This window comes from Nocardia farcinica, from assembly GCF_029867845.1.
Classification (GTDB): Bacteria; Actinomycetota; Actinomycetes; order Mycobacteriales; family Mycobacteriaceae; genus Nocardia; species Nocardia farcinica_A.
In genome coordinates this window covers 1-6,594 of sequence record NZ_JARWRU010000221.1, presented here as the reverse complement: position 1 = coordinate 6,594, position 6,594 = coordinate 1, and the positions used below count along the sequence as shown (strand labels likewise).

Sequence of the window (6,594 nt, the reverse complement as noted above, 5' to 3'; positions counted from 1 at the left end):
GCACCGGCGCGGCCACCGTGGCGCCCGCCCTGCCCGGCATGAGCGCGCTGGAACTGGCCGCCGCCGACGTGTGGGCCACCGGTGTCTCGCCGGGCAGCTATCCGACCGAGTTCCTGCGCGAGCGGATGAACGCACTCGGGGTGATCCCCGCCGCCGGGCTGCTCGACGTGCCCGACGGTTCCCGCGTGCTGGTGGGTGGCGCGGTCACGCACCGGCAGCGCCCGGCGACCGCGGGCGGGGTCACCTACCTCAATCTGGAAGACGAGACCGGCATGGTGAACGTGGCCTGCTCGCCAGGCCTGTGGAAGCGCTATCGCGCAGTGGCACAAGGGTCTTCGGCGTTGCTGGTGCGCGGGCGGGTGCAGAACGCGGAAGGCGCGGTCAGCGTGACGGCCGAGCACGTGGAGCAGCTGAGCCTGAACATGGCCTCCACCTCCCGCGACTTCCGCTGAACGCCCCCACCGGCGCCGTCGGCGACTTCCGTTGACGCGTCCAGGAACTCGGTGCTCGCCCGCGACGACGATCCGTACGATGTCGTCTCGTGTCTGTGATCGTCGCGTCGGTGCTGACGCTGCCGACCGTCCTGCTCAGCCTGCTCATCGCGGGCACGGCGGGCGCCCTGTGGGGCTCCTGGGCCGTGCTCGCGGTGGGTGGTGCCTGGCTGCTGTACGGGGTGGCGCTGGTCTGGGTCGCCTGGTATGCGCCCGACCGGGAGAAGGCGAGCGCGATCCTGCACGACTACCGCCGTCCCGGCGTCGACGAGGCGTTGCGCCTGAATCGCGAATGGCACGCCGTCGCCGCGGATTCCGGGGTACCGGGAGAGAACTACCCGCTGTGGGTGCAGGAGTGCGAGCGGGTCAGCGCGCGGGCCGTCCCCGCCCGCGCCCTCGCCGTCACCAGCTGGGCGCTCGAGCATCTGTCCGCCGCGCAGATCCGGGCGGTGCTGGCCCAATCGCTGGGCCACCACGCGGGCACCGATCCTCGGTTGCGGCTGTGCCGGGACTGGTGCGCCTGGCCGGTGACGGTGCTGTGGCGGCTGCTCACCCTGCTCGGCCGCCCGCTGGACACGCTGGGCCCCTACGCCCTGCCGGTGCGCGCCGCCCTCGGCGCACTGCTGCTGCCCGCGCTGCTGCTGGCGGTGGGCTACCGGCTCGGGCTGCCCGGCGTCGGGGTGTTCGCGGTGCTGTTGGTGGTGGAACCCCTGGCGCGCGCGGCCTATTCGCGGGTCGCCGAGACCGCCGCCGACCGCTACGCCGTGACCACCGGGCACGGTCCGGCGCTGGCCGCGGCACTGCGCACCTGGGCGGCCCGGCACGAGCCGCGCACCCCCTCACTGGGGCGGCGGCTGTTGAGTCACCAGGAGTCGGCGCGCGTCCGGGTGCGGGCGATCGAACGCGCGCGCTGACGAGCACCCGGTCGCAGAACTCGGCGGGCGGCTGGTTCGCCCGGCTCGCCCCGGTCCCGCCGCCGCGACGGCTACGCTGCGATCATGCGCAAGCTCGCGGTCCTGTGTGCGGCCCTGCTCGGGTCGGTCATCCTCGTCTCCTGCGGCAGCGACGGCGGCAGCAGTGGCGGCGCGCCCGCCCGGCCCGACATGGGCACCGCCGCCCCCGCCATCGCCCCCGGCCTGCGCGAGCAGGCGCCGTCCCCGTCCGACAGCACCGCCACCGACAGCGCCGAACGCAAAGAGGTGATCACCGGCAGCGTCGACATCACCTCCGACGACCCGATCGCCGCCGCGGGCCGGGTGGCCGAGCAGGTGCGTGCTCTGGACGGCCGGATCGACAGCCGCACCGAACAACCGGGCACCGACGACAACGACCCATCGGCCACCCTGACCGTGCGGGTCCCCGCCGACCGCACCGACTCCTTCGTCGACGGCCTCGGCGGAATCGGCACGGTCACCCGGGTGAGCACCGACCGCGACGACGTCACCATGCAGTGGGAGGATCTCGACGCCCGCATCAGGGCCCTGCGGGCCTCCGTCGACCGCCTGCGCGCGCTGATCGAGAACGCGAGCAGCACCGCCGATCTCATCGATGCCGAGGAGGCGCTCAGCAGCCGCCAGGGCGAACTCGACAGCCTCACCGCCCAGCAGCGCCGCCTCGACGACCAGGTCGCCCTGTCGACTCTCACCCTCTCGATCACCGCCCCCGGCAACGGAACCGGCGACGACCCGGACACCTTCCTCGACGGTCTGGTCGCGGGCTGGAACTCGCTGATCGACTGGCTGGAGGACGCGATCGTGTTCGCGGGCAAGGCGATTCCCTGGCTCGGCTTCCTCGCCGTGCTCGGCGGGCTGTTCTGGGGGGTACGCAGGCTGATCCGCCGTCCGCGCCGGGCCGCCGGGCCGGTCGCCGCGCCCGCTGCCACCGGTGACGCCGCGACCGGGAAGACTGCCCCGGACAGGAAGTCCGACCCGTCCGGGAAGGCCGACCCGTCCGGGAAGACCGACGTCCCCGGCACGACCGGCCTGCCAGGGCGAACTGTCGAAGAGAAGAGCGAGGGAGCAGGAGGTTCCGGTGCCGACCGTGGTGCGGGCGACGATCAAACCGAACAGCCGTAAGGGCCCGCTGGTCGAGACCGCCGAGGACGGCACGCTGACGCTCTACGTCCGCGCGCCCGCCGTCGAGGGCAAGGCCAACAAGGCCGCCGTCGAGCTGCTGGCCGAGCACTTCGGCGTCGCCCGCTCCTCGGTGCGTCTCACCGGCGGAGCGACTTCCCGCCACAAGCGCTTCGAGATCGACGACTAGCGGCCCGGCCCCCGTCGCTCAGATCGCCCCGGGGAACCCGTGCTGCCGCCACGCCTCGTACACCGTCACGGCGGCCGCGTTGGCCAGATTCATCGACCGCCGGCCCGGCAGCATGGGAATCCGCACCTGGCCGGTGATGTGCGGATCGTCCAGCACGTGCGCCGGGAGCCCGGTCGGCTCGGTGCCGAACAACAGCACATCGCCGGGCTCGTAGGCGATGTCGGTGTGCCACGAGCTGCCCGAGGTGGTGAACGCCCACACCCGCCGCGGCGCGAGCAACTCCCAGGCCGCCGCCAGACTCGGATGCACCGTCACGCTGGCCAGGTCGTGATAGTCCAGCCCGGCGCGGCGCAGTTTGGCCTCCGACAGGTCGAAGCCGAGCGGCTCGATCAGGTGCAGCTCGCATCCCGTCCCGGCCACCATGCGGATCGCGTTGCCGGTGTTGGGGGGAATGCGCGGCTCGTGGAACATCAGTCGGAACACGGCAGCCAGTCAATCAGGCGCCGTGGCGGGCCCGTCGGGGGACCGGCCGCCACCGGGTCCGGTGGCGTGGTTCTCGCGCTGGTGCGGCCGGGCGGGTCCGTCTGGAAGAATCGTGCGGGTGATGGACGTCGACGCTTCCGCCGAATCGAAGGGCGGCCGGGCCGGGCGGTTCCTGCGGGACAATGTGCCGATGCTGGTTGTGCTGCTGGTGGTGCTGGTCGCGGTGGTGTTCGTGGCCTGGGACCGGTGGCGGCGCGGGGCCCTGATCTTCGGCGGCGCGGCGCTGCTCGGGGCGGTGTTGCGGCTGTGCCTGCCGAGCGTGCGGGTGGGGCTGCTTGCGGTGCGCAGCAAGCCGTTCGACGTGGGCGCGCTGACGCTGCTCGGCTCGTCGATCATGTTCATCGCCTTCACCATCAACACCCTGGGCGTCGGCTGATCCCACACGCCCGGCGGGCGGTGACATCCGGCACCGGGCGGCGCGATCAGGCGGTGCCTGTCAGCGATTCTCCTCGGCCAGGCGCATGGTCTCCACGAGCAGCCGGCCCACGGCCTCGGTCTCGGTGAGGAAGCCGTCGTGTCCGTCGCGGGAGTGCACGACCTCGAGCCCGCGGCAGCCGGGCAGCAGATCGGCCAGCTCCTGCTGGGTGTGCAGCGGGTACAGGCGGTCGGAGTCGACGCCGCCGACCACGCAGGGCACCGGGGTGGCGCGCAGGGCGGCCTCGATCCCGCCGCGGCCGCGGCCCACGTCGTGGCGGTTCATGGCCTCGGTGAGCAGCACGTAGGTGGCCGGGTCGAAGCGCTTGGCCAGCTTGGCGGCCTGGTGGTCGAGGTAGCTCTGCACCGCCCAGCGACCACCGAGGTAGGGGTCCTCGCCGTCCTGCGCCTGGTTGGCGAAGCGGGCGTCGAGCTCGGCCTCGGTGCGATAGGTCAGGTGGGCGATGCGCCGGGCGATGCCCATGCCGGTCAGCGGTGCGCGGCCGGTGCCGTGATAGTCGCCGCCCTGCCAGTCGGGGTCGGAGGTGATCGCGGCGATCTGGGTGGTCTGGGTGCCGATCTGGTCGGCGGTCGCCCGCGCGCCGACGGCCAGCACCAGCGCCGACGCCACGCGCTCGGGCGCGCCGACCATCCACTCCAGCACCCGCATGCCGCCCATCGAGCCGCCGACCACCGAGGCCAGCCGCTGGATGCCGAGCAGGTCGAGCAGGGCCGCCTCGGCGGTCACCTGGTCGCGGATGGAGATCGAGGGGAAGCGCGAACCCCACGGCTTGCCGTCGGGGGCGATGGAGGAGGGGCCGGTGCTGCCCTGACAGCCGCCGAACACATTGGTGGAGATGACGCACCACTCGTCGGTGTCCATCGGCGCGCCCGGCCCGACCATGCCGTTCCACCAGCCGGGCAGCTTGTGGATGGCGTCGGGTTGGCCGACGACGTGCGAGTCGCCGGTGAGCGCGTGCTCGACGAGCACCACGTTGTCGAGTCCGGGGGAGAGCTCACCCCAGCGCTGCACCGCGAGGCGCACATCGCGCACCACCGCGCCGCTCTCGACCGTGACATCGCCGATCGGGATCACGCCGAGGGTGCCGTCCGGCGGCGGCAACAGTTCGACGCCGGTGGCGGACGGGCAGCGGTCGGGATCGGTGCGCACGGTCACTCGGACCACTCGCTCATCTCGTGCGACCTCCTGCCGGCGTTTGCTCCCGTCCTTCGGGAACCCGGTCATCACCCGGAGCACCCCACCGCGGGCTGGAGGGTTGCCGACCAGCGAGCCGGGGCTTGACGCTGGCGCTCATGACCTGATCGTCATGGTAACGGGCGATCGGTTCGCGGCCGAAATCCACCCCTGGATGCCATCATGGACGATGTGTGTTGGGTCACTCGCAAGCTACTTGCGGGTAACCGTCACAGCGGCCGCACAGGGCACCCTCCCCGCGCGGTGAGGCGCCCTGAACCAGTACGCTCGTCTTGTTTGCACCACATGTCCCGCAGACAATGCGGGGCATATACGTTGTCTGTTGAACAGCTGGGGTCCGCTCACAAGCGTGTTCGCCTGGCCGTGCAATGAGGGCACCATCCTAGGAGGACACGAAGATCCATGTCCAAGATCAAGGTTGAAGGCACCGTCGTCGAACTCGACGGTGATGAGATGACCAGGATCATCTGGCAGTTCATCAAGGACAAGCTGATCCACCCGTACCTCGACGTGAACCTCGAGTACTACGACCTGGGCATCGAATACCGTGACAAGACCGACGACCAGGTCACCATCGACGCGGCCGAGGCCATCAAGCGGCACGGCGTCGGCGTCAAGTGCGCCACGATCACCCCGGACGAGGCCCGCGTCAAGGAATTCGGCCTGAAGAAGATGTGGCGCTCGCCCAACGGCACGATCCGCAACATCCTCGGCGGCACGATCTTCCGCGCCCCGATCATCATCTCCAACGTCCCGCGCCTGGTGCCCGGCTGGACCAAGCCGATCATCATCGGCCGCCACGCCTTCGGCGACCAGTACCGCGCCACCGACTTCAAGGTCTTCCAGGGCGGCACCGTCACCCTGACCTTCACCCCCGAGGACGGCAGCGAGCCGATCGTCCACGAGGTCGTGAAGATGCCCGAAGAGGGCGGCGTCGTGATGGGCATGTACAACTTCCGCAAGTCCATCGAGGACTTCGCGCGGGCCTCGTTCAACTACGGCCTGCAGCAGAACTACCCGGTGTACATGTCGACGAAGAACACCATCCTGAAGGCCTACGACGGCATGTTCAAGGACACCTTCCAGGAGATCTTCGACAACGAGTTCAAGAGCCAGTTCGACGCGGCGGGCCTCACCTACGAGCACCGCCTGATCGACGACATGGTCGCCTCCTCCATGAAGTGGGAGGGCGGCTACGTCTGGGCCTGCAAGAACTACGACGGCGACGTGCAGTCCGACACCGTGGCGCAGGGCTTCGGCTCGCTCGGCCTGATGACCTCGGTGCTGCTGACCCCGGACGGCAAGACCTGTGAGGCCGAGGCCGCGCACGGCACCGTCACCCGGCACTACCGCCAGCACCAGCAGGGCAAGCCGACCTCGACCAACCCGATCGCGTCGATCTTCGCCTGGACCCGCGGCCTCGAGCACCGCGGCAAGCTGGACAACACCCCCGAGGTCATCGGCTTCGCGCAGACCCTCGAGGACGTCGTCATCAAGACCGTCGAGGGCGGTCAGATGACCAAGGACCTCGCGCTGCTCGTCGGCGGCGATCAGGGGTACCTGACCACCGAGGAGTTCCTCGGCGCGCTCGACACCAACCTGGCTCGCGCGCTGCGCTGAGCCGACCCAGGAGCGGGCCCGACCGGTCCCTGCTCCGTCCCGGGGGGG

General features: G+C 70.9%; 8 protein-coding genes and 1 riboswitch. Of the genes, 6 read left to right on the top strand and 2 right to left on the bottom strand.

The features are described from left to right. The 4 genes from QH283_RS04545 to QH283_RS04530 form a co-directional block, all read left to right on the top strand. Positions 1-452: OB-fold nucleic acid binding domain-containing protein (locus QH283_RS04545; protein ID WP_280501759.1), on the top strand; the 452-nt coding region annotated here is incomplete at its 5' end. 89 nt (positions 453-541) lie between these two features. Further along, positions 542-1,405 carry a M48 family metalloprotease gene (locus tag QH283_RS04540; RefSeq protein ID WP_280501758.1) on the top strand — a complete coding sequence of 288 codons (864 nt, stop codon included), beginning with the start codon at positions 542-544 and terminating at the stop codon, positions 1,403-1,405. A gap of 84 nt (positions 1,406-1,489) precedes the next feature. After that, positions 1,490-2,566 (top strand): DUF4349 domain-containing protein, encoded by a 1,077-nt coding sequence (locus tag QH283_RS04535; protein WP_280501757.1) that lies wholly within the window; start codon positions 1,490-1,492, stop codon positions 2,564-2,566. Then, a complete protein-coding gene (locus QH283_RS04530) occupies positions 2,523-2,753 on the top strand; it encodes a DUF167 domain-containing protein (RefSeq protein ID WP_280501756.1) in 231 nt (76 codons plus the stop codon). Before QH283_RS04535 ends, QH283_RS04530 begins: the two co-directional genes overlap by 44 nt. A gap of 18 nt (positions 2,754-2,771) precedes the next feature. On the opposite strand, the gene QH283_RS04525 is transcribed toward QH283_RS04530, so the two are convergent. Next, positions 2,772-3,236, bottom strand: coding sequence for a tRNA (cytidine(34)-2'-O)-methyltransferase (locus QH283_RS04525; protein ID WP_280501755.1), 465 nt, complete (start codon positions 3,234-3,236; stop codon positions 2,772-2,774). A 121-nt stretch (positions 3,237-3,357) separates the two neighbouring features. Between QH283_RS04525 and QH283_RS04520 the strand changes: the two genes are divergently transcribed. After that, positions 3,358-3,672 (top strand): DUF3017 domain-containing protein, encoded by a 315-nt coding sequence (locus QH283_RS04520; protein ID WP_280501754.1) that lies wholly within the window; start codon positions 3,358-3,360, stop codon positions 3,670-3,672. A 60-nt stretch (positions 3,673-3,732) separates the two neighbouring features. Here QH283_RS04520 and metX read toward each other — a convergent pair whose 3' ends face one another. Next, a complete protein-coding gene (gene metX / locus QH283_RS04515; protein ID WP_414689655.1) occupies positions 3,733-4,887 on the bottom strand; it encodes a homoserine O-acetyltransferase MetX in 1,155 nt (384 codons plus the stop codon). A 31-nt stretch (positions 4,888-4,918) separates the two neighbouring features. Beyond that, positions 4,919-5,030, bottom strand: a riboswitch (SAM riboswitch). A gap of 298 nt (positions 5,031-5,328) precedes the next feature. Between metX and QH283_RS04510 the strand changes: the two genes are divergently transcribed. Then, positions 5,329-6,546, top strand: coding sequence for an NADP-dependent isocitrate dehydrogenase (locus QH283_RS04510; protein WP_280501753.1), 1,218 nt, complete (start codon positions 5,329-5,331; stop codon positions 6,544-6,546). Positions 6,547-6,594: the final 48 nt, after the last annotated feature.